This window comes from Eubacterium aggregans, assembly GCF_900107815.1.
Taxonomy (GTDB): Bacteria; Bacillota; Clostridia; order Eubacteriales; family Eubacteriaceae; genus Eubacterium_O; species Eubacterium_O aggregans.
Window position 1 is genome coordinate 1 of the sequence record NZ_FNRK01000012.1, and the last position, 18,568, is coordinate 18,568.

The 18,568-nt window shown below is 48.8% G+C and carries 28 protein-coding genes; 2 read left to right on the top strand and 26 right to left on the bottom strand.

Translation table 11 applies throughout. The features are described 5' to 3' along the window. On the top strand, positions 1-310 hold a 310-nt coding region (locus BLW33_RS07965), incomplete at its 5' end, for an integrase core domain-containing protein (RefSeq protein ID WP_143032604.1). Between the two features lie 13 nt (positions 311-323). Here the strand turns inward: BLW33_RS07965 and BLW33_RS07970 are convergent. The 15 genes from BLW33_RS07970 to BLW33_RS08035 are packed head-to-tail and all read right to left on the bottom strand — an operon-like array spanning position 324 to position 12,427. Continuing rightward, a complete protein-coding gene (locus BLW33_RS07970; protein WP_090307369.1) occupies positions 324-1,370 on the bottom strand; it encodes a phage tail spike protein in 1,047 nt (348 codons plus the stop codon). Further along, a complete protein-coding gene (locus BLW33_RS07975) occupies positions 1,367-2,041 on the bottom strand; it encodes a hypothetical protein (RefSeq protein WP_143032605.1) in 675 nt (224 codons plus the stop codon). Before BLW33_RS07975 ends, BLW33_RS07970 begins: the two co-directional genes overlap by 4 nt. Before the next feature lie 44 nt (positions 2,042-2,085). Then, a complete protein-coding gene (locus tag BLW33_RS07980; protein ID WP_090307374.1) occupies positions 2,086-4,932 on the bottom strand; it encodes a phage tail tape measure protein in 2,847 nt (948 codons plus the stop codon). Positions 4,933-4,952: 20 nt separating this feature from the next. Further along, a complete protein-coding gene (locus tag BLW33_RS14475) occupies positions 4,953-5,087 on the bottom strand; it encodes a hypothetical protein (RefSeq protein ID WP_278286196.1) in 135 nt (44 codons plus the stop codon). Positions 5,088-5,131: 44 nt separating this feature from the next. Continuing rightward, entirely contained in the window at positions 5,132-5,536 is a 405-nt protein-coding gene (locus tag BLW33_RS07985; RefSeq protein WP_090307377.1) for a hypothetical protein, read from the bottom strand. Beyond that, the gene (locus tag BLW33_RS07990) at positions 5,536-6,111 is read right to left on the bottom strand and encodes a major tail protein (protein WP_090307380.1); all 576 of its coding nucleotides are present in this window, start codon (positions 6,109-6,111) and stop codon (positions 5,536-5,538) included. The genes BLW33_RS07985 and BLW33_RS07990 overlap by 1 nt, the downstream gene beginning before the upstream one ends. Then, positions 6,112-6,447: a hypothetical protein gene (locus BLW33_RS07995; protein WP_090307381.1), complete on the bottom strand. Its 336-nt coding sequence runs from the start codon at positions 6,445-6,447 to the stop codon at positions 6,112-6,114. It abuts the gene before it with no gap. After that, complete coding sequence (locus BLW33_RS08000) at positions 6,444-6,791, bottom strand: hypothetical protein (RefSeq protein ID WP_090307383.1); 348 nt, start codon at positions 6,789-6,791, stop codon at positions 6,444-6,446. The genes BLW33_RS07995 and BLW33_RS08000 overlap by 4 nt, the downstream gene beginning before the upstream one ends. A gap of 2 nt (positions 6,792-6,793) precedes the next feature. Next, positions 6,794-7,096 (bottom strand): hypothetical protein, encoded by a 303-nt coding sequence (locus tag BLW33_RS08005; RefSeq protein ID WP_090307385.1) that lies wholly within the window; start codon positions 7,094-7,096, stop codon positions 6,794-6,796. Beyond that, positions 7,086-7,370, bottom strand: coding sequence for a hypothetical protein (locus BLW33_RS08010; protein ID WP_090307387.1), 285 nt, complete (start codon positions 7,368-7,370; stop codon positions 7,086-7,088). The genes BLW33_RS08005 and BLW33_RS08010 overlap by 11 nt, the downstream gene beginning before the upstream one ends. Next, complete coding sequence (locus BLW33_RS08015; RefSeq protein ID WP_090307389.1) at positions 7,367-8,560, bottom strand: phage major capsid protein; 1,194 nt, start codon at positions 8,558-8,560, stop codon at positions 7,367-7,369. The genes BLW33_RS08010 and BLW33_RS08015 overlap by 4 nt, the downstream gene beginning before the upstream one ends. 1 nt (position 8,561) lies before the next feature. Beyond that, on the bottom strand, positions 8,562-9,170 hold the full coding sequence (locus BLW33_RS08020) for an HK97 family phage prohead protease (RefSeq protein WP_176966665.1): 609 nt from the start codon (positions 9,168-9,170) through the stop codon (positions 8,562-8,564). Continuing rightward, positions 9,163-10,389, bottom strand: coding sequence for a phage portal protein (locus BLW33_RS08025; protein ID WP_090307393.1), 1,227 nt, complete (start codon positions 10,387-10,389; stop codon positions 9,163-9,165). The genes BLW33_RS08020 and BLW33_RS08025 overlap by 8 nt, the downstream gene beginning before the upstream one ends. Positions 10,390-10,391: 2 nt before the next feature. Then, on the bottom strand, positions 10,392-12,062 hold the full coding sequence (locus BLW33_RS08030; RefSeq protein WP_090307396.1) for a terminase large subunit: 1,671 nt from the start codon (positions 12,060-12,062) through the stop codon (positions 10,392-10,394). Beyond that, positions 12,059-12,427 (bottom strand): hypothetical protein, encoded by a 369-nt coding sequence (locus BLW33_RS08035; protein WP_090307399.1) that lies wholly within the window; start codon positions 12,425-12,427, stop codon positions 12,059-12,061. Before BLW33_RS08035 ends, BLW33_RS08030 begins: the two co-directional genes overlap by 4 nt. An 89-nt stretch (positions 12,428-12,516) precedes the next feature. On the opposite strand from BLW33_RS08035, the gene BLW33_RS13995 reads away from it, so the two are divergent. Next, the gene (locus BLW33_RS13995) at positions 12,517-12,810 is read left to right on the top strand and encodes a hypothetical protein (protein ID WP_143032606.1); all 294 of its coding nucleotides are present in this window, start codon (positions 12,517-12,519) and stop codon (positions 12,808-12,810) included. A 161-nt stretch (positions 12,811-12,971) separates the two neighbouring features. Here the strand turns inward: BLW33_RS13995 and BLW33_RS08045 are convergent, their stop codons facing one another. The 11 genes from BLW33_RS08045 to BLW33_RS08085 all read right to left on the bottom strand — a co-directional run bounded on the left by BLW33_RS08045 (position 12,972) and on the right by BLW33_RS08085 (position 18,567). Beyond that, positions 12,972-13,358, bottom strand: coding sequence for a hypothetical protein (locus BLW33_RS08045; protein ID WP_090307404.1), 387 nt, complete (start codon positions 13,356-13,358; stop codon positions 12,972-12,974). A 23-nt stretch (positions 13,359-13,381) separates the two neighbouring features. Continuing rightward, positions 13,382-13,558 carry a hypothetical protein gene (locus BLW33_RS14105; protein WP_176966666.1) on the bottom strand — a complete coding sequence of 59 codons (177 nt, stop codon included), beginning with the start codon at positions 13,556-13,558 and terminating at the stop codon, positions 13,382-13,384. Then, positions 13,555-13,917: a DUF4406 domain-containing protein gene (locus BLW33_RS14110; RefSeq protein WP_207647812.1), complete on the bottom strand. Its 363-nt coding sequence runs from the start codon at positions 13,915-13,917 to the stop codon at positions 13,555-13,557. The genes BLW33_RS14105 and BLW33_RS14110 overlap by 4 nt, the downstream gene beginning before the upstream one ends. Next, the gene (locus BLW33_RS14115; protein ID WP_176966668.1) at positions 13,914-14,141 is read right to left on the bottom strand and encodes a hypothetical protein; all 228 of its coding nucleotides are present in this window, start codon (positions 14,139-14,141) and stop codon (positions 13,914-13,916) included. Before BLW33_RS14115 ends, BLW33_RS14110 begins: the two co-directional genes overlap by 4 nt. Positions 14,142-14,154: 13 nt before the next feature. Next, positions 14,155-14,475 (bottom strand): hypothetical protein, encoded by a 321-nt coding sequence (locus BLW33_RS08055; RefSeq protein ID WP_090307410.1) that lies wholly within the window; start codon positions 14,473-14,475, stop codon positions 14,155-14,157. Between the two features lie 162 nt (positions 14,476-14,637). Continuing rightward, positions 14,638-14,856, bottom strand: a complete 219-nt coding sequence (locus tag BLW33_RS08060; RefSeq protein WP_090307415.1) for a hypothetical protein — start codon at positions 14,854-14,856, stop codon at positions 14,638-14,640. A gap of 29 nt (positions 14,857-14,885) precedes the next feature. Continuing rightward, a complete protein-coding gene (locus BLW33_RS08065) occupies positions 14,886-16,205 on the bottom strand; it encodes a ParB/RepB/Spo0J family partition protein (protein ID WP_090307418.1) in 1,320 nt (439 codons plus the stop codon). A 14-nt stretch (positions 16,206-16,219) separates the two neighbouring features. Then, complete coding sequence (locus BLW33_RS08070) at positions 16,220-16,921, bottom strand: rolling circle replication-associated protein (protein WP_143032607.1); 702 nt, start codon at positions 16,919-16,921, stop codon at positions 16,220-16,222. Between the two features lie 237 nt (positions 16,922-17,158). Then, a complete protein-coding gene (locus BLW33_RS08075; protein WP_207647813.1) occupies positions 17,159-17,365 on the bottom strand; it encodes a hypothetical protein in 207 nt (68 codons plus the stop codon). Positions 17,366-17,411: 46 nt separating this feature from the next. Continuing rightward, positions 17,412-18,224, bottom strand: a complete 813-nt coding sequence (locus BLW33_RS08080; RefSeq protein ID WP_090307427.1) for a hypothetical protein — start codon at positions 18,222-18,224, stop codon at positions 17,412-17,414. 49 nt (positions 18,225-18,273) lie between these two features. Then, positions 18,274-18,567 (bottom strand): helix-turn-helix domain-containing protein, encoded by a 294-nt coding sequence (locus tag BLW33_RS08085; RefSeq protein WP_090307431.1) that lies wholly within the window; start codon positions 18,565-18,567, stop codon positions 18,274-18,276. Position 18,568 lies beyond the last annotated feature (1 nt).

Sequence of the window (18,568 nt, forward strand, 5' to 3'; positions counted from 1 at the left end):
CATTCACTCGGACCGCGGCAGTCAGTACGTTTCTGCCGCCTGGATTGACGCTACAGAAAAGATGCAGCGTAGCTATTCACACAGTGGTTATCCTTATGACAATGCATGTATTGAATCCTTTCATGCCTTGATCAAAAGAGAATGGCTTAACCGCTTCACAATTCGTGACTACAGCCATGCTTACCGGCTTGTATTCGAGTACATTGAAGCCTTTTATAATACCGTCAGAATTCATAGCCATTGTGATTATATGTCTCCTGACGCATTCGAAAAATGGTTTGAACGGGTATCTTCTCTGCAAGCGGCCTAGCTTACAGAATCACTCATTTTAAGCTGTGCTTTTTATTGACATAGGACCAATCATACTCATAGGCGATGACCCGCGTATCCACATTGATATCAAGCTCATCGTCACTAACGTGTACGGTGTCCCCGATGCTTACCGTCTCCAGGACTTTATAATCCTTGTATGCGTCAAGTTTGGATAGATCCACCATCGATACATCATAGCTGATTGATGGCTTATCAATGCCGTCGGCAAAAATCTGCTTGCATCTCGCCACCATGGCAGCCTGAGCTGTGGCCAGGGTGTGGTAGGCTTCATCGTCGTCCGGGTCGTATTTGATATCATCAAAGGCGATGACGCCATCGTGGCGGGCCGGATATGTGCTAATCAGGGGGCTGTCTACCCACGGTGTGTCTCCATCCAGCATGATGCCATCATAGCCCACAGGGATAATCCTGGTGACCACGTCGTCTTCACTCTTATTGACCTTAATCTCTTGCAGGTTTCGCCGATATTCAATTCGGACGCCCCTGTCAGTTCCAACTTTTTCGTTGATATATAAATCGTAATTATCGCAAAGATATTCTCCACCCCATCGGCTGGCGAAGCTATTGTCGTCATCCGACCATAGTGCTTCAGTCACCTTTTTTCTAACCCAGTAGGCCGTTGATGTTGCAGTGATGTTGGAATGTGCTGAAAATGGCGTCCCGGCCAATGCGGTGGTAAGGGCTCCCTGTCCATTTTGCATCGTTGGCCTGGTATCGACAATGGTGTATCCGGCAAGGTCAAATAAAATATGCCGACAATAGAATACGGCTCTTCTGTTACTGCCTTTGTCGAACTCATAGCAACGAAATAGTTGCCGATATGCCGACCATGGTACCGGTGCAAAAAAAACATCTCCTGTATCGATGAACTCCCAGGACGCATCTACCCGTTTATCAATCGTAACCTCCAGGATGCACTCACCATTAAGCGTCATGGCGTGCGTTGCCTCAATCGGCGCCAGGACAACATCGCCATAAGCGCCAGGATGGTCCCGAATCCCCGTGATGTCGGTCGCTTTAAAAAACAAACTAATCATAAATGCCTCCAATGCGGTATAACGCTGGCCGTTACGTCCCCCGGGGATGTAATGGCAATGGTGTTTTCGCCTTCCATGAGCCGCAGCTTGTCCAGTGGGTCGCCCTCTACGTCAGCATTTGCTATGACGTTGGCACTGCCGATCACTCGGTAGCACGTCATTAGCTCTGTATCCAACGCTATATTTTGGCCAATATTGACCGTGATGCTGTGTCCATTGACGGCCAGAGTCAACGTCGTTTCCCCGGCAAACTTATACACTGGGTTGCAGGAACAATCCGCATAAAGCTTCCCACTGGTCAGCGCCCTTTCCCGGTCCCCGTCATCCAGGTAGATGTACGGGTCGCAGGTGATTGTCACCTCCATCGAGGATGAGATATACCAGGTGCGTTCCGGGTCTCCCAGCCTGATGTTTTTGACCTTGAAATACTTCCCCGGGTAGGCCCCAATTTTTATCCGGTCGTGTGCAGACAGGAGCCACTGTTTGACTTTGCTCCACCATGCATGCCACTCCACGTATTCTCTTCTGGGATTAATGGTCGTCAATGAAACCTTAATGTCAATATCCTCATAGTTGTCGGTGGTTTCGTACATATTGCCGTCACGCCCAGCGATTTGAACAGTGTTAACTCTCCGAAGCGGTGGAGGGATGACCATCGACGTGATGATCATCCCCAAATCTTCATTGCTTACATTGCCGTAGGTGATTTTGTACATTATGGCATCCCCCCGGCAAGCTTTTTATTCCTGGTATCCCGGTATGCTTTTCTGTCCATCTTTTCATAGACATACTCAATCAGTGATTCCCCATCCAGCGAGAAATCTGTTTCCTTATCTGCCAAAATTGGCAGGTATACCAGGAGGATATCCAGCATCTTATCCATTTTTTCTGACAGTGCGCCATCGACGGCGCTTTTGACATATTCTTGCAGGACGGATATTGGCGCCACGGCCTCCGGCCCAGCCTCTCCACCTCCCATTGGATTACCGCCGTTGCTACCAAAGATGGTTGGTTTAGTCAGCACCCCGCCCTTTGCGTACCAATCGATGTCAAAATAAGGGACCCGGGGCGGGTTAAAGGACCAACCACCGCTCACCGATAAATGCGGCATGGCGATATGGGGGAATGGGATGTCCCCGGACATCATTCCCTTGATTGTGTCAATGGCTCCCCGAACCCCACCAACAATCTCCCAAAATTTGTCTTGGATACTCTGGATTTTACTCCGAAAGGGCTGCACAAAATTTTGATCTGCCCATTCTCCTGCGCTTTTAAGGTATTGAGCCATGGTCATTACTGCATTCTGGACTGGCTCCGGCAAGGAGTTGTAGATATCGAGCAGCGATTGCTTGAGCCCTTCAGTGTCGCCTGTCATCAATGAATCAATGGCAGACTGAGATGCCTGCATCAAATTGCCCATTGTGACGATGGCTTGTTGCGCTGGTTCCGGCAGGCTGTTGTAGATATTCAAAATCGATTGTTTCAGCCCTTCAGTATCACCAGTAAATAATGCATACGCTGCCTTCAGGCTTTCCCCAACGATTCCCAGGGTCGTTTGGACCGGCCCCGGCAAGCTATTAAATATCGTCTCCCAGGATGTTTTAAACCAATCGCAGATGGACTCCCAATTAACGATGATTGCAATGACCGCGGCAATGGCTGCGATAATCAGGGTGATTGGACCAAGCCCAATGCCAATAACGCCAAACAATGCACTTAGCGCTCCTGTTAATATTGGTATCGCCGCCTGGATTGCCAAAACGATTGGTAGCAGAGACAGCAGTAGTGTAACAATACCGCCGAAGGCGGCAATAAAGGTCTGAATCGGTCCAGGCAACGTTGAGAACCAATCCGATAGCGCAGACAACATATTGAGCAGCGGCGTCAGAATTGCATTGATAATCACGGCCAGGTTCTCCCCGATTGGTGCCAGTGCCAATGCCAGCGACTCAAAGTTCCGCTTCATTTGGCCAACTTCGTTTTGATTATTTTCCTGCATCTCCGATCCGGCGCCAGAGACATCCTTGTACTTATTCTCCACCCCTGTCATGGCTTCGATGACCTTTGTTCCAGCGTCTTCGCCCAGACTTCCAAAAATCTGAGAAATAGCAGCTGCCTTTTCCTGTTCACTGCTCATCCCGGCGATTTCCTGGCCAATGGACTGGAATAACTCCTTATTCGTTCCACCGCCTTCTTCCCAAGTCTTAAATAGCGCTTCGAAGTTTCCTCCCATATCCTGGCAGGCCTTTGCGATGCTGCCATCGCTGATTCGAACACCAAATTCTTTGACCAAGTCGTTGACCTTATCCAGATTGTAGGCACCCCCATCCAATCCTGCCTGTAGGATAGAGAACATTTCAGACGCAGAATAACCATTCTCTTCGAATAGGGTAGCGTATTCGGCTAGATTGTCCCCAAGCTCGTTGGTTTTATCCAGCCCGTTTTGCGTCCCGGCGACGACCATATCCATGGCTTCCTGGGCCGTCATTCCATAGGTCGTCATGAGGCTATTGACTCCCCGAAGTGTCTCATTCATGTCAATGCCGAAAAGGTCTTCCAGCGTCAACGCTTGTTTTGTGATGTTCTCTAGACTCTCATTGTCCAAATCCTTGATATTCTTCTTGACCGTGATAACGGCATTAGCCGCAGCGTCCATGGAATCACCGTAATTATCCCTAAAGATGCTCTCGATGATCTCCCCATGGACGCGGGCTTCCTCATCGGTTAACCCGAAGTATGTTTTTATTTTGACCTGAGCGGATGCTACATCCTCCGCAGCGTCCAGGCTAGCTTCTCCGACACCCTTTAATGTATCGGTAATGGGTTCAAGTGCATCGGCAGCCTCTACGACTGCGATTGATTTCAAATCGTCAGCCATCTCGCCAATATCATCCCCGGTTTTGTTTGCCTGTGTTCCAAGCTCTTTTAAATCACTCTTTACCTGTCCGATTCCGTTGCCATCATCAACCTGATCTAGAGCATTTTTCATTTGCCCGATATCCGCCTTTACACCCAGTGCGGACTTCCCAATTTTGTTTAAGGCAGTTTCGTATTGGTCAGCACTGGCGGTTCCATTTTTTATGGCATTGAGCGTCTTACTCCCCAGGGCATCTGCAAAATCATCTACACTTGTCCCGGTCGCTTCAAAAAAAGTCTGTAGCCGCTTTGTGTTAGTCGCCAATCTTTCCTGATCGGCTTCCACTGCGCTAATCTGGCTTTTATAGCTTTTAAGCGAAGCCTCAGTAGCTTCCAGTTCCCGCTTGAAAGCTCGGTACTGTTCAACTCCAATTTCACCTTTGTTAAATTGTTCCTCTACTTGCCCCTGGGCAGATTTTAATTGCTCCAGTTTTTTCGCTGTGATTTCCACCTGCTCGGCAAGGAGCTTTTGCTTTTGGGCAACAAGTTCTGCATTCCCGGGGTCAAATTTAAGGAGTTTATTGACATCTTTTAGTTCAGACCCTACTTTTCCAGCCTGGCTATTGATTGATTTTAGAGCTTTGTCCAATCCGGTTGTCTCTCCGTCAAACTGGATGGTAATACCCTTAATCCTGCTTTGTGCCATGGTTACCTCCTTTCTCAGAATCAGAAATTGTCGAAATCGGCCTGGGTTGCTTTACGTACCCTTACCTTCTTTTCTTTTTCCGGTTTACTATTCTCAATGTATTCATAGATAAAATCCATGCACATCCCGATGGTCATCTCTTCCATGTCCTCCATGTTGATTCCGACCTGTTTACAAATAAACGCAAAGGACTCAACCGTTAGTGTTTCTTCTCCGGCATACTCTTCTTCGATTTTTTTTTACTCTCAATGCTATGGCCAATCAGCTCCGATGCCTCACCCATGACGTCCATGAGCGGGAATGTCTCAAATCCCTCCAGCCACGTTTCCGGGTCTGGAATATTTTTATCAGCAGTTTTGGCCAATGCCCATACAATGTTATAAGTTGGCTCAAAATCGATATAATCCAGGTTATCCCATGGCATTTTATCCAAGTCAATGTTTCCTTCTTCGTCTTCCTGGATATCTTTTATCCCGATTGCCTTGGCCAGCTTAAGCATCTCCGCAAAATAATCCTTATGGAATTGCTTTTTATACTTCAGCGGCGTGGCAGCGTTGGACTCCAGGGTAACGGATTTCCCGTCAATCTCTACGACGCGCTGCATTATGCACCTTCGCCATATACCGTCTGATACCAGGCATTATAAATATCATCCGTCGTTGCGGTTGTCGTTTTTGTTTTTACATACCGATCACTCGGTCTGGCCGATGCGATAAAGTTCAGCTCCGTCACATTCGGTTCAACGCTCTCCGTCTTTGTCTTTGATGCCACATTCGGTCGGGATGCCTTGCAATAATACAGCACATGGCGCGTGGCCTTGACATCATTATCAAACTCAAAAAGTAAGGCGAACCCGCTTTGGGTAGCACCCTGTTTTTCCGTGATAACCTTATCGATGGCATCCAGCTCTTCACCCAGGCAATCCGTCGCAAAGCTCTGTGGCACATTAGCGATGGACAGGGTCCCTTTGTATCCCTGGTTGTTGTCGGCACTGTAGTAGATCATATCATCCGCCCAAAATTCCAGAAGATCCCCTCTGGTTTCCAGGTTCAGTTCCACAGCTCCCTGGATTTTGATGGGAGTGGCGTAGGTAAGCGTTCCGCTTACACTCTCTGTGATCTTGGCATAATAGGCGTTCTTAAGGCCAAAATTGACCTTCTGTTCTGCTGCATCTGACATTTATTTTTCTCCTTTTTGTAATTCGAACTCAAAGACTTCCATATACAGTTTTTCGCTTTCAATCCACGTTTCATATCGGTGGAAGAGGATTCCTAAGTCCTTCAGCAGGGCTTTAAGGCTCTCCTCTAATGCAATATTTTTCTCATTGGTATAAAGCTCCACAGTTACTGCCGTTGCCGTCAAATAGACTTTATCGTCGGCATAATACTCAATATCCTGGTCCTCGTAATAGACCAGGAATGGCGGAGAAGGAGCTTGCCCAGTTCTGAAATGGTGGTAGGCTACAGGAACCTGCAGCGTCTCCAGGGCGTTTTTTAATTCGTTAAGGCTTATCATTTCTGAATTACCTGTATTGCCCTTTTCTCAAATTCGTCAATATACTTTTCCTCCACTTTGGCAATATGCGGCTTGGCGGCCACACGGCCGCCACCTCTTTTGGCATGGCCTTTTTCCAGAAGATGAGTCAGCTGGTAGTCCGTTTCGTTATAGATAACCCATCCCCATTGTGTTTTTTTCTTTCGCCATCCCTTGGCGTAATCGCCGGTTGACTTCGGACTTGTTCGTTTCGAGTCCGCAACGGCCTTTGTGGCCACGTCCTTCTTGACATCCTCTAACCCATCGACGATTTCGGTGGTATAGTCGCTTAGCGCCTTGGCCAAATTCCTGGCAAAATCATCCATGGTTATACTCCCAGATTGTCTTCCAGGTACAGATCCCGGAGGCCGCCTTTGCCCTTTGCGTAGTCTCTGTAAATGGCGTATCGCTTTCCGGCATACTCTGCAATTGCTTCTCCCGCGTAGTCATCATCATTCACAACAGCTATCAGTGCCGCCTTCATGCCCTCATGGGCTGCGGCATACCAGTCGTTTCTTCCAACGCTTTTGATGTTGCAGTAAATCACTCTCGATGACTCAATCGGTATTTGCTGGCCAATATCATCCTGTTCAAATTCTCTATGCACCAGCGTGATCAGTTCATTCATCATCCCCAACCACCCGCTTATACCCGCTGCTTTTCCGCAGGCAATCCTGTTGATATAAAAACGACTCCTGGTAGCGGTCATTTTCGTCCGGTGCCATTTTAAACATCGCATAGGCCACGATTGCCTCTTCGATGAGCGGGTCATCACCATTTGCCGCAGATGCCGAAACGCCAGAGCGGATTAACTCCGCCCTGGCCACCTTGATGGTGCTTTCAATCTCATCATCCAGCTCATGATGGCTTATTCTGAGGTTGTTCCTGATTCTCTCCCTAATCATGATCCACTAGATGCAGCCGCTACCTTTTTCACCAGGACGAACCCATCCTTGACGACAACATTCCCGCCAACCATGACTTCACCCATGATGGACAGCAGTCCCTCGGCAAACTTATAGGATTCGTCCACCCGGATTTCATAATCCCCGAACAGTCCAATCTTGTAGTTTGCCGGGTCTCCGTAGATCATAATATGGTCAGTCTCGGCAGTTGCAGTGTCAAAGTCCTTCAGTGCGCCACTATTGATGGTATAAGGGACAGACAGCCCGCCTTCCTTGATGATTCCCGTGTTTGGGTTACTGCCGTCCGGGGTGATTTCATACACGGCCTTTTTATCGCTCCCCCTGACCGCGGCGAACTTGATTAAGTCTTTTTTATTCACGAACAGTCTGGCATTCGGCCCTACGTTCTCATCGCCGCCATAAGCGAAAACAATAGTCTTGAGGGTGTTTTCATCGATTGCCGAAATGGAAACCTCTGCCGTGATTTTTTCACTGTCGGTATTCTTCGCGTTAAGGATTCCGTAAATCTGAGTGCTGCCATTCCCATTTACAATCCACTGAGCCACCTTTCTACGCAACCCGATGAGCGCTCCCTGTCGTACCTTCTCCGCATAATTCAGCGGCGTCATGCGCTGGATCTCCCTGGAGACGTAGCTGGTCACATTGAGATTGTACGGTTTGATTTCTGCCGCCTTAAATGTTGGATCCGTCCCCGTATTGGCCGACCCCTCCGTCCTAGTGCTGGCATCTTGCCAAGCACTGATATAGGCTTCGGTATAGGTGTTGCACCCTTCCAGACTTTCCACTTGCACCTGATCGATGATGGATGAAACCACATTGAAGGGGTCATTGACGCCGCCAACCTCTGTCGGCGCAACTAAATCACCGCTGGACATGAGTGTACTGCGGGCTTCCGTCAGAGGGATTACCATTCTTTTGGTATCCATCAACCGTCTCGCCTTTGTTTCTGCTTCGGTTTTAGCTTCAATTCTAGACTGCGGATTTTTCAGTTTTCCTTCAAGATTCTGCCGCTCATGCTCTTTTTCCAATTCTGCATTGAGTTCATCCACCTCTGCGCTGAATGCTCTCACTTTTACAATGTCGATTTCTTCATCGGCCTTCATTCTTTCCAGGTTTTCACTAATTTCTTTTTTTCGCTCGTTAATTTCTGCGATTCTTTTTAATCCCATGTTAATACTCCTTTAATTTTAGTTTTAGTTCCAACATCTCCACGGCAATTGCAGCCTCCGCCGCCTGCTCCCGCTCCTGAGCCTCCGCCTCCAGGAGCGACGCCTTGCGTGCTTCAATGCTGGTATCATCATAAGCCGGGATATCCACGGCACTGACGTCATACAATCTTTTAATTCCCCGAACCGTCCACATGTGTTCGTCTCCGTTGTAGGATTCCTCCTCGATAGTAAACTGAAAAGACATCCGGTCAATATAACCGTCCCGGATATTGGCGTAGATTTCCCGCCCCTCGGCTGTGCCATCCAGGCGCGCCCGGACGAACAGGCCCTTTTCGTCAACCTCCAGCTCCAAAGTCTTATTTCTGGTTCTGGCCATGACCTTTCCCGTGTGGTTGTAATTAAAGATCACGTCATCCATCTTCGCAGCGTCAAATGCCGTCCGATCGATTTGCTCTTTATACTCACACCCATCGCACTCCCAAAGCACTGTTGGGGAGTTAAACACTACGGCATATCCCTCTACCCACTGCTCCTCACTAACGCCGTCTTCTTGCTGGACCGCCCGGGCCGTCGGCCGGAACTGTCGTTCGCAACATTGTCGGTTACTCATTCGGATCTCCTCCTGTATCATTATTTTCGACCGTCTCTTCAGGATCATCTTCCTCTCCGGTCTGATATTTATCCTGTTTATCCGCATTGACATAGTTGAGCGACACTTGGCGGATATCGCCCCCCTCTACCGGTGGGTAGCCCAGTAACTCCCGCTGCTCGTTGATAAGCAGCAGCCCGGTTTCCTTAGCCTCCCGAATCACATTAATTCTCGTGGTAATGCTGGAGCCCATGAGGGCGCCACCCGTAAAGATAATCCGGTTGCCATTGTCTTTTTCCCGCTGGGTAAAGCAGGCATTGGTAAAGGCCTCTCCGGCCATCTCCCAAATCGGCTCAATTTTGCTTTCGTAGAAGGCCATGCCCTGCTGCTCCGTATAGTCACTCTTGACGATGCATGCCGGCGTCCGCCAATAGGTGAAGAGATTCTCCCGTACCGCCTGCATCTGCGCGGCATTGGCACTGTACGGAGTCACATTCAGTGGCACATAATCCTCTACGCTATCCAGTCCGACGATGCCGCCTTCCTTCGCCGCTGCTTGCATCCGCTCGGAGAACTCCTTTTGCCCATCCTTGACATCCTCCGGGTCTAGCATCGTTTTTTTCGTTTTGTAAATCCCCCGGACCTTGTTGGATACATTAAGGGCTTCGATGAAACCTTCATCCGATGCCTTAATCATGGACAGAGTGTTCCGGATTGGCTCAATATCATCCCCTGCAGCATCCCGCTCACAGAGCATCTTTTTAAGCACCACCACATCCTCTAAGCGCAGTGTCGTCAGCTGGCCATTATCGTCAAATTGGATGGCATAGCCACCCCCAATAATCTCCCGAATCTCATAGCTTCCGTAATTGATCGGAATCATGGCCACCGGCCGTGTCCCTTCCCATTCGATGTAACAGATAGCCGTTCCTCTAGTTTCCATCTGCGCAATCAGCTTATACTTAAGGTCGAACCCACTGTGGATAGGGTTGGCCTGCATATTGAGCAGCTTGGTGTATGGGCTGCGCCTGTTTATTTTAGTAATTCGCCCATCCTGGTCCATAATAACGTGCTGAGCCATGCCTTTTGCGGCGTGGGTAGCGATGGCATCAATGATGGCCCGGACCGTTTCCTGCTCGTATATTTCACGATTCCATGGGGCGGACCGCGCACCATATCCGTAATATGCACTTCCAAACCGTGCCCGGATGCTGTTTAAAAAACTGCTTAAGATTCCCATATTCACCTCACATATTTTAGATATTCTTCTTCATGGTTGTTGTAACAGGTCATCGCATTCAGCAGACTCACCATGCCATCAATGCGGTCGATGCTGGACCCTTTAACCGGTTGCTGACTCTCAATACCATCCTTGTTGAGGGACTTCACCCCTGTATTCAACAGACACCACCGTAGCACAGGATTCTTCTGGTACACCATTCGGTGCTCCTCAAAAATGCCTTTGAGCCGCTTCATGGGGTATGTCCAGGTAAATGGCCCTTGCCGTATTTTCTCCATCTCAAAACCGTAGCTATCCATTTCTTCCCGCCAGTAACCTGATAGGGCCGCGTCGTATCCAATCCAAAGCGGCCGAATATTGTGACGGCGCACCATCTCCGCAAACCACTCCGTCACCTGGTGGAAATCAACGGTAGCGCCATCGCAGATGGTCACCCATCCCTGATCGGCCCACTTTTGATACGGTGCTTCGCCCTGTTTCATCTCAGCAACCGTTTTGACCTTTGTCTTTGGCAAAAAATATTGCTGAAGCACGTAGAAGCAATCATCCCCTGGCTTCCGGATGAGCAGCGTGGCACAGGTGAGGTCTGTGGTGCTGGATAAATCGCACCCGCCGATGGCATAGCTTTTTTCCAGGTATCCAATCTCGGCAACGGCATCATTCTTGGCTTCTTCGAAGCTCAACCAGGATTTCGCCGTATTTTCTGGGATGTTGAAGTCTTTCGTCAGGACCGTCGGCAGGAAGTCCGGGTCACGTTTGGCCTTCTCCACGTATTTTTCTAGCATCTTGATGGACTTTATCTTCCCAAGCCCCGGGTTTGCCTTCCCCCAGCACCCTGGGTCCGTCCACTCTTCTCGGCTGTCCAGCTCGTGGATGAGTGCCAACACGCTGTAATCTTCAAACCCTTCCTGCCACAGAGCGACCTTTGACGCATAATTGTACTTGGAGTCGTAGAAGCCTTCCCGCTGGAACCCATTGGTAGATATTAACCAGGCAAGCGGCTGCTCCCTGGCAGATTGGGATTGGATTAAGACATCGTATATTTTTGACGTCTTGGCCTCGTGCCACTCATCTTGTACGAAAAAGTGGGTATTGAGCCCGTCCATGGTGGAGTAGTCCGCTGACAGCACCTTGATGACTGAAAGCATGGCGGCGATATAAATATCAGACCGCCTTTTTTTACTGATGGCCCGCAGCGCAGGGGACTGGGCCCGCATGTTGGAGACCTCGGTAAAAATGATTTCCGCCTGTTCCTTTTTGTTGGCCACACAGTAGATCTCAGCCCCAGCTTCGCCATCATTAAGGGCAACATCCCACTCAACGGCTGCCGTTTCCGTGGACTTCCCACATTTTCTCCCCCGGATGTCGATAACTTCCTGGATGCGCCGCAGCCCAGTCTCCTTTTCGCACCATCCAAAAACCAATTGGATTTTGGCTTTCTGGAAAACCTCCAGAACCACCGGCTTCCCGGCCCATTTCCCCTTGGAGTGCTTACAGAAGGTCTCAATGAAATCAATGTGGGCCTCCCCCTCTACTTCGTCAAAGTAGAACGGGAAGTCATCGGGTGGATTATCCATCCATCCGCATTCACGCTCATAGACTGTCCGGATCTTGTTGCAGACGACCTCCTCTCCAGCGCGAATCTGCCTCAGGTATTCCTTCGGCCAGTTCATTCCCGATTACGGCTCCTTGATACGAAGCGCATAAGTTCTCCCGCCGGGTCCTCTTTTTCCTCCTCTGGCAGAAGGTCCAGCAGCTGCCGGATGACCTGCTGATAGTTTTTATCCCTGGCATTAAACAACCTGGCTACAGGGCGTTCCCGCTCATAGGGTTCGCACTTTTCTGACTGGCTAAACAGCTCGGTATCACCATTTTGTGATATGTCAACCCACATTTCATCCAGCATTATGCGCAGTCTGGCAGCCTGATTGATGAGACCTTCCACTACACCAACCTTGCCCGGTGGGATCCCGGAGAAAAGTTCGCGAAGCCTGGCTACCTCTTCTTTGACCAGCGTTTCTTTCTTTTTTCTTGCCATCTTTTCCGTCCTTTCATTTCCCTGATTGGGTAGGGGGGTTCATACGCGACCCGGTCAGTCCTAGTCTTGAGTCCTCACCGGTCCCTTTGATGCTATTTATTTTTAACAGCCCCCGGGGGGCCTACCTCTATTGGATTCCCCTCACTGTCAAATACAATCTGGCGCTGGCTAATTATTTTTTTAGTGTCGCGCTCATGTATTTTTTTATGGCAACCACCGCACAGCGCAACCAAGTTGCCCTCTCCAACAGCGATGGACATGTCGCCAATGTTGTCCGCCGTCAGCCGTTTGATGTGGTGGATCTCCTCCGCCGGTCTTACCTTACAGTGTTGGCAGGTGTAGTGGTCCCGTCTCAGTATGTAGGATCTAGTGTCCTGCCATAGCTTCGACTTATAAAATGCTTTTGCAAATGCTTTCGCCATGTTGTTTTGCCTTTCAAAAATGGGGCACCCGTTAAGGTGCCCCGGCTTAGGAGGGAATTATGAATGTTTGGAAGATCGCCATCTACAGTTCTATTATAATAAAAATAATTATCCCTTTTTTGTCATCTTTTGATCTCTATGTTTCGGATTCCCCGTTCGTAATATCGGTGCGTCTGCGTGTAACTGTAGTTTGTTTCCGCCGCGATTTCCTCTAAGCTCTTACCGTTAATAAACTTCTGTTTAATCACCAATTGCTCCATTGGGTCTTCCAGCGTTTCAATTGAATCCATAATGGCGATATACTTATTGGCTGATGCCTTCACTTTGTGTTCGATTTTTTCTGTGACATGCCGAATTTTCTCCTGTGCCTCTAGACGTTTCTGGTCTTTATAGCGTTGTTCCCTAAACGCCCATTTCTCCCTGTCCTTTTCTAGGTCCGCCATCTCCCACTCAATGACCCGGTATCCGATAAGCCAAGCCACACGTTTTTTATACTCACTCCTCGTCATTGGTTTTGATCACCTCCGCCATCCTACTTAGTCACCCACCACACAGCCAACACAATCATTGCCCCAACAATCATCACAGCGCAAACCGTATAGTGCAAATCAAAGATGGCCGCAATCAATAGCCCGAAGGCAGCACCAACAATGATGGCCGCCAACATCACACACAGCCCAACCAATAAAATCTTTTCCAGCATTGTCATCCTCTACTCCTCACAATGTTTTCGAATACCAGTATTTCCTGTTCATCCCTGACTGCTTGGACTACCTCTTCTCTGCATCCTTCTGAGCGTTCCCAGTTTTGCATCAGGATGATACCATCACACATTTTCAGTAATTTCAGGCACACGCCCATCGCTTCGCTTTCATCAACGTCTTCCGGCAATATTTCAAACGGACGCACTAGCCCAACCCCTGGTTGGATATCCAGAATCTCCTTGACTAAATCCTGCTCCATCAGCCGGTTGATATCCTCATCCCCGTAGGTTGTCAGCGGATGACAGATATAGTACATCTTTTCTTTGCTCAATTTGAGCTCATTGTATTTTTTATTTAACATCATTGTTCTCCTTCGATATCCAATCTCATCCACAGTGCCTTGTCCTGGTATACCAGCTCCCACGGCCACGGTACCACATACACCGTGGTCCTCGTCTCCACCGTCGGCCGCTCCAATCCCTCCGTCCCAAATGTGCTTACAACGGCATAAAGCTGCACAGCCCTGGCCATAATCGCCACCAGCGCCACAGCGATTATGATACATACGATTTGCTTTTGAAGTGTCATATCACCTCATCCTCTAATCATCCAGGACATCATGCAGCCCAACCTGGCCATCGGTATAATACTCGGGTGATGCCATTGGGCGCATCCCGTTCCGGACATCGGCGCCGGTTGATTTTCCCTCTAATGGTGCCAGCTCTGTTTTAACCGTATACTCAATGTTTGCAAGATTACGGGATTCTCCGGGCTCAACCGTAATCTCAATTTTAATCTTTCGTTTTGCATTGCCCGGTGTACGCTGGTCCAGGATATTCTGCTGGATGCTGTTCATGGCATCCTCAACCATTTTCCCCAGTCCATTCATATCCCGTTCCTGACCAATTTCATACAGATTCATGTTTGCCCTCCACTAATTTTTTTATATACTCGCATAACGCTGCATTTTCGCAGCGCCGATAAGTTTCCTTCCCGTTTACCATCGTCACATCCCATTGCTCCATCCCAAAGAATGGACAATCATTTTTGCAGAACTCCGGTGATTCCACTTGGATTAAAATCATCAGCTTATTCCTACCCTTCTCTTGATATCGCTAAGCCTCAACTCGAATTCTCCCCAGCCCCTTGGCGAAACAATCTCTGCCTCAGCTGTCCATCCATCATCTCTTTCTAATGCTGCACCTAGGCAGCTGGTAACATTGGAGTGGTTTCTCTTTATTTGACACCCCATGGCCTTCTTTCCAAATTCCCGATCAAGATATTCCCCGAAGGCCATCTCCATTTCTGCAGAATTCCGCGCTCCTTTTCCACCTACTCCTCATCCTCCTTCGGCTTCGCATACAAGGCATGGCTGCCATCCAGCAGCGACTGTTCCTCATCGTCTAGGTCGTACCACAGCCCCTGGAGCATTTCATAGAGCAATATGGCATCATCATTCTCAGTGAATTCCTCACGCCAATTCTTATACGCACCGGGATTACTGGCCCACCCTTCCAAAAACTGCCATATGAGCATCATGACCGCTTTATGGGGATTCTTTTCTTTTTCCGCCTCTATTTCAGAGATATCCAAATCACCGCAATACTCTTCTTTTAGCAACTTGATCAGCGCATCAACCACGATGGCGAAGTGATTCACTATAAACTTCTCGCCGATTTCCTCGACGTAGGTCCTCCGTTTCTGTGCTGCGGTTCGGAACGGTTCATTCATCTGTTCCTTTCGGATGCGCTCCTGCTCTCTCTTCCGTGCGCTCTCCTCCATTATCTCTTCATTCTCCGTCATCCTGGCAGAGTCCCGCTTATAGAGATTAACCGTCAGATTTCCGGAGTACCCCCCTTTCGTATAAAAATACTCTCCGTCCTCCAGTTTCTCCGGGTCAAACTTGTCCATCTCTTCTGCAGAATAAATCACCGTTTTGTAGAAGATATCCGGTTCCCTTTCTGTCCCTTCATCAAGCTCCACAATCCCAGCTTCCTGAAGCCGCTTCACAATCCCATCAAACGCCCGTTTATTTTCTTGGACCTCTAAAATCTTATCGACCTTGAAATTATAATTCGGAGTCCCAAAATCTTGGAGAATGTCTTTGCGCACAGCTTCATCCTCTATCTTTGCCGTTTTTTCCAAATCCATCAACGTTGCACCACTAGCAACAGCATCCCTAAACCCATCTGCATCCAGACTCACCAGCTTTTTCCGCCGGTTCACTGTGGCCACCGATATGCCTGTCCGTTGACTCACCTGCTCCGCCGTCTCGCCCAGGTCCATCATCATCTGGATGCCCATGGCCTGCTCATACACCGTCAGATCACTGCGCTGCATATTTTCTGCCAGCATCGTCGCCAGCTGTTCCGCCGCATCCATCTCTGCAATGACACACGGTACTTTGTTTAATCCCGCCAACTTCGCCGCTGCCAGTCGCCGATGGCCGATGATGACCTTATACTCCTCTAGATAGTCTTCGTCCTCCTCATTCCCCAGTGGCACCACCAACAAATTCTGCATCACGCCATTCGCTCTGATGGAGTCGGCCAGCTCCGTCAAATCGCCCAACTCTTTTCTCGGGTTATCTGGATGCTCGTGCAGCTTCTCCACATCGATTTGGTATCCAAGCCCCATTATCGTCTTTGCCATATTAATTTCCTCCGTTATTCTTTTTTGTTACACGCTTTTCGCATGCTATAAAACTGATATGGATATCCCGTGAAATCATGATATCCTTCAAAGCATCTGTCTTTTTCGATTATAAATCCCTGTCTTGCCTTTGGTTCTTTCTTCCAACTGTCCGCCCGGATAATCTCCACCTTTGGCTCTGGCTTGACCAAATTCCGGCTGGCCGTCCACCGTTTTCGGCACGGACTCTCCGGATCCCGGAATGCTTTCCTGGAAACCTTAATGAAATAGGCCGCCAGTTCACCATACTGTCCGGTGTCATCCAGGTATTGGTGCTTGATGCGTCCGTGTGGCCATAGGTCATCCAGTACCCGGTCATCCATATTCCCGATGTTGATAACCATATGGTGATGGGGACGAACCCCTTTCCACTCCGATGACTCAATGAATTTAAACTCAGCTCCATTCTTCTTGCAAAGCCTTCTCACATCATTCTTAAACTTTTTGACGTTGGCCACCGCCGCCTCCGGTTCCGGCGGTTCATTCTTCCTGGCATATGTCAATGTAATGTACGGATCCCGGTGTCCAAAATTGGTATTCATCAACCGCCGCAGTTTGTTCTCAGCGTTTTTTTCATTGATGGCCATCATGGCTTCGGATGTCTTTTCTTTTTTCGGCCCCCGAGCCGCACCCTGGGTGTGCGTTCTCCGGCTGAAGAACTTCTCTACTTCCTCCACCCTCCCGGTCCTCCAGGTTTTCTTTATATATGGCATATGTCCTCCGCCTTGTCTCTGATAATGCTTAAGATAATATCTTCATCAAGCCGCAAGCCCTGCATTTAAGCCGTTTTTCACACACCATTACTTTACACTTTTAGTTAAACATGCTATAATAATGATGTATTAATTAGGTCACTTGACCAAAAGCACCGGCGGCTTCACAGGGCACAGAACCGGTGCTTTTTTATTCCCTTTTTATCTAATCGCCCGCCCGCAAAACGGGCAAAAATGTGTGTCATCATCGACCATTAACTCATTTCCACAGGTTTTGCATTGATAGGCCTGCATTCTTTCAGCTTTTATTTCAAACATCAGCAGTACAGCATTAATCGCCTTCAAGGCAATGGCATCGTTCCGCCGCCTAAAACTATCTGATAAATCTCCATCCTGCTTTTTCATCATGAGCCGCCCTGCAAATGCATCCCGAGCATCCTTAAAATCCTCTATGCTATACATTATCGGTCCCCCGGCTGCGGCTTTTCTGTAACGCTTCAGCCATTCCAGTGACCGGCACTCCCTTCACTGACCACTGGGGCACACTTTTAATTCCCGGCATCTTCACCATGATTTCCCGCATCCGTGCCCGTCTAAATACAATGATGGTCGCCCCCTTGCGTTCGTACCGATAACCCTTTCCGTTTTCGTCTGCGCGCATTGCCTCTATGATTGGTTCAAACCGGTCTGTCTCAATGGGTGTATTGTCAATCCTCGTATCTGGCAGCACCTCTACCTTCATATCATCAACATTGGTATTGGTCTTTGGATTCTCTCCCTTTTCGCCTTGGGGCCGAATGACAACACTCGGCCCATGCTTATCCCGACTCTTTCTTTCCATTATCTCTACAGCATCTTCAAAGCTCTGATTCATCACCGCTGGTTTACCCTTTGGTTCACCCTTACAATTCCCGCCCTTCTTTAATCGCTCAACCTCCCGCTTCAGGTCTCTGTTTTCTGTCTCCATTTCCACCATCTTAATGGCCATATCCTCGGCCTTACGCTCCCAGCATTCTGATGACTCCATCTGTGGGCATTCATCACTGGGATCCATTCCCCTGGCATTCGCCTGGGCAACTTCCATTTCGGCCGTCAATCCTTTGATTTCCTCTACCAGGATATCCTGCATCCTATGCGCATCGGATAATTTTTCCTTTGTCGCCTCATGGGCTTCATGCTCATATTCCGCTTTGCTTCGCATAGCCTCCAGCTCTGCGCCATTGGCCTGTAGCCGGTCCAACAGACCGTTCAGTATTGTATCGCTCAATGTTCATCCTCCATTTCTCCTACTTCGCATAAATTATCCAGACACTTTTTCATTCGATTATCCTCCCACGATTCATCTCAACCCACTCAGCCAGCCCTTGGCGAGAGAAAAACACACGTCCACCATTGCTACCATCTTCCCGGACTACCGGGAAGCCATCCATCTCCTTGGCATATTGATATAGTTTTGCCTTGGTTAGGCCCGTATAAGCTGATGCCTCCTTCACATCCATGAGCAACGGCCCATCATCAGCCACTGGTGCCTTTAAATTACTCAAAATCTTTATAATCTCAGCCATCTGCGCCGACAGAATGGCAAATTGAGTATCTGTCAATTCAGCCATG

Coding starts and splice junctions, on each gene's coding strand:
- BLW33_RS07995 (WP_090307381.1), bottom strand. CDS start 6,447: ATGATAAGCCTTAACGAATTAAAAAACGCCCTGGAGACGCTGCAGGTT.
- BLW33_RS08045 (WP_090307404.1), bottom strand. CDS start 13,358: ATGACGAGGAGTGAGTATAAAAAACGTGTGGCTTGGCTTATCGGATAC.
- BLW33_RS08030 (WP_090307396.1), bottom strand. CDS start 12,062: ATGAACTGGCCGAAGGAATACCTGAGGCAGATTCGCGCTGGAGAGGAG.
- BLW33_RS08005 (WP_090307385.1), bottom strand. CDS start 7,096: ATGATGAATGAACTGATCACGCTGGTGCATAGAGAATTTGAACAGGAT.
- BLW33_RS13995 (WP_143032606.1), top strand. CDS start 12,517: ATGCTATTTATTTTTAACAGCCCCCGGGGGGCCTACCTCTATTGGATT.
- BLW33_RS08035 (WP_090307399.1), bottom strand. CDS start 12,427: ATGGCAAGAAAAAAGAAAGAAACGCTGGTCAAAGAAGAGGTAGCCAGG.
- BLW33_RS08075 (WP_207647813.1), bottom strand. CDS start 17,365: ATGATGAAAAAGCAGGATGGAGATTTATCAGATAGTTTTAGGCGGCGG.
- BLW33_RS08010 (WP_090307387.1), bottom strand. CDS start 7,370: ATGATTAGGGAGAGAATCAGGAACAACCTCAGAATAAGCCATCATGAG.
- BLW33_RS07980 (WP_090307374.1), bottom strand. CDS start 4,932: ATGGCACAAAGCAGGATTAAGGGTATTACCATCCAGTTTGACGGAGAG.
- BLW33_RS07970 (WP_090307369.1), bottom strand. CDS start 1,370: ATGATTAGTTTGTTTTTTAAAGCGACCGACATCACGGGGATTCGGGAC.
- BLW33_RS08020 (WP_176966665.1), bottom strand. CDS start 9,170: ATGAGTAACCGACAATGTTGCGAACGACAGTTCCGGCCGACGGCCCGG.
- BLW33_RS14105 (WP_176966666.1), bottom strand. CDS start 13,558: ATGACAATGCTGGAAAAGATTTTATTGGTTGGGCTGTGTGTGATGTTG.
- BLW33_RS14115 (WP_176966668.1), bottom strand. CDS start 14,141: ATGACACTTCAAAAGCAAATCGTATGTATCATAATCGCTGTGGCGCTG.
- BLW33_RS08055 (WP_090307410.1), bottom strand. CDS start 14,475: ATGAATCTGTATGAAATTGGTCAGGAACGGGATATGAATGGACTGGGG.
- BLW33_RS08065 (WP_090307418.1), bottom strand. CDS start 16,205: ATGGCAAAGACGATAATGGGGCTTGGATACCAAATCGATGTGGAGAAG.
- BLW33_RS08060 (WP_090307415.1), bottom strand. CDS start 14,856: ATGGAGATGGCCTTCGGGGAATATCTTGATCGGGAATTTGGAAAGAAG.
- BLW33_RS08015 (WP_090307389.1), bottom strand. CDS start 8,560: ATGGGATTAAAAAGAATCGCAGAAATTAACGAGCGAAAAAAAGAAATT.
- BLW33_RS08085 (WP_090307431.1), bottom strand. CDS start 18,567: ATGGCTGAATTGACAGATACTCAATTTGCCATTCTGTCGGCGCAGATG.
- BLW33_RS07990 (WP_090307380.1), bottom strand. CDS start 6,111: ATGTCAGATGCAGCAGAACAGAAGGTCAATTTTGGCCTTAAGAACGCC.
- BLW33_RS14110 (WP_207647812.1), bottom strand. CDS start 13,917: ATGATGTTAAATAAAAAATACAATGAGCTCAAATTGAGCAAAGAAAAG.
- BLW33_RS08025 (WP_090307393.1), bottom strand. CDS start 10,389: ATGGGAATCTTAAGCAGTTTTTTAAACAGCATCCGGGCACGGTTTGGA.
- BLW33_RS07985 (WP_090307377.1), bottom strand. CDS start 5,536: ATGCAGCGCGTCGTAGAGATTGACGGGAAATCCGTTACCCTGGAGTCC.
- BLW33_RS14475 (WP_278286196.1), bottom strand. CDS start 5,087: ATGGAGGACATGGAAGAGATGACCATCGGGATGTGCATGGATTTTATC.
- BLW33_RS08000 (WP_090307383.1), bottom strand. CDS start 6,791: ATGGATGATTTTGCCAGGAATTTGGCCAAGGCGCTAAGCGACTATACC.
- BLW33_RS07975 (WP_143032605.1), bottom strand. CDS start 2,041: ATGATCATCACGTCGATGGTCATCCCTCCACCGCTTCGGAGAGTTAAC.